Below are 1437 nucleotides of genomic sequence, written 5' to 3' on the forward strand. Positions count from 1 at the left end.
GTCCAGGATGAGGAAGTCCTCGCGGCCGTGACGCCGCAGCTGGGCGCCCATGCCGAGGCCGGCGAATCCGGAGCCGATGATGAGGATCTCGGCGGACTCGTCGCGCGGTGCGGGGCGCACGTCGGTGGTGGTGGTCATGGCGGTGGTCATGGCTGGCCCCTCTCTCAGGCGTGGGTCTCGGGGATGATCGCGCCGGCCGGGTGGCGGTCGGGCTCGCGCAGGTACAGGTCGACGATCTGCATGAGTTCGGCCGGGCGCTCGAGGAAGAAGGCGTGGCCGCTCGTCATGGTCGTCAGCCGCGCGTCGTCGATGATGCCGAGCAGCTCGTACTGGTGATGGGGCGGGACCATGATGTCCTCGGCACAGGAGACGATCAGTGTCCGCGCGGTGACGGCGGAGAGACGGTCGGCGACGTCCACGCGGGCGTTCAGGTCCATCTGCCGGGCGGTGAACTCGTCCGCGGTCAGGGAGGCGAGCGCCCCGTCGAGCATGGCCGGGGTCAGGGAGCGCAGGGCCAGCGGGGACAGGCCGCAGAAGGCCGTGTAACGGGCCAGGGCATCAGGGCTCGTGGCGTACAGGTGCCGCCAGACCTCGTTGCGCAGGCGCTGGTGGACATCCGTCGTCGCCCAGCCGGCCACGAGCACGAGGTTCTCCACACGGCGACCGAGGTCGGCGGCCAGCTGCCCGGCCACGACGGCGCCGAGTGAGTAGCCCAGCAGGTCGAACGCGGCGTCGGGGCCGAGGAGCTCGTCGACGACAGCCCGCACCTGGCCGACCAGCAGGTCGACGGTCAGGATGACGCGCGTCCGCGTGGCCATCATCGGGAACAGGTGGCCGAAGTGCGAGGCGGTCGTCCCGCCCGTGCCGTGGACCAGCACGAGAGGCCGGTCGAGCTCCCCGGGTGTCACCGAGTCGTGGCAGGTGACGGAGGCACCGTCCACGCTGACGGTGCGCGTGACGGTCGATGCGGTCAGTGGCATGAGGCTCCTCCTGGAAACCAATATGTGGACTATTGGACCCGACACCCGCGATGCGACGCACCCTACATGTCCCAGCATGGCGTGTGCATTTCTCATAATGCAAGCAGGGGCGGCAATCATTGAGTCCATCAGATGGAACTGGCTCCGACGCCGGAGCTGCGGCACGATGGACCGGTGACCCCTCTGACCCCACCCACCGGCGTCCTGCCCCGCGCCGCCCTCGTGATGCGCCTGCTGCACGAGGCCGGACCCGCCGGCCTGCGGCTGAGCCAGCTCGTCCAGCGGACGGGCCTGCCCCAGCCCACCGCCCATCGACTGCTGGCCGACCTGGCGGAGGAGGGTGCCGTGACCCGGCGCGGAGCCGCCTATGCACTCGGTGATCGGTGGGGCCCGGTCGGATTCGAACCGGTGACGCCGCGGTGCCTGATCGAACGCGAGGGCAGCCGGGCCGTGGTCC

At 70.5% G+C, this 1437-nt stretch carries 2 protein-coding genes; one reads left to right on the forward strand and one right to left on the reverse strand.

The window, feature by feature from the left end:
* Positions 1-164: 164 nt before the first annotated feature.
* Positions 165-980: an alpha/beta fold hydrolase gene (locus ACFWJO_RS39110; RefSeq protein ID WP_386872983.1), complete on the reverse strand. Its 816-nt coding sequence runs from the start codon at positions 978-980 to the stop codon at positions 165-167.
* A 174-nt stretch (positions 981-1154) separates the two neighbouring features.
* Here ACFWJO_RS39110 and ACFWJO_RS39115 point away from each other — a divergent pair.
* Positions 1155-1437: helix-turn-helix domain-containing protein (locus ACFWJO_RS39115; protein WP_386872985.1), on the forward strand; the 283-nt coding region annotated here is incomplete at its 3' end.

Source organism: Streptomyces sp. NPDC127092, from assembly GCF_042722475.1.
Classification (GTDB): domain Bacteria; phylum Actinomycetota; class Actinomycetes; order Streptomycetales; family Streptomycetaceae; genus Streptomyces.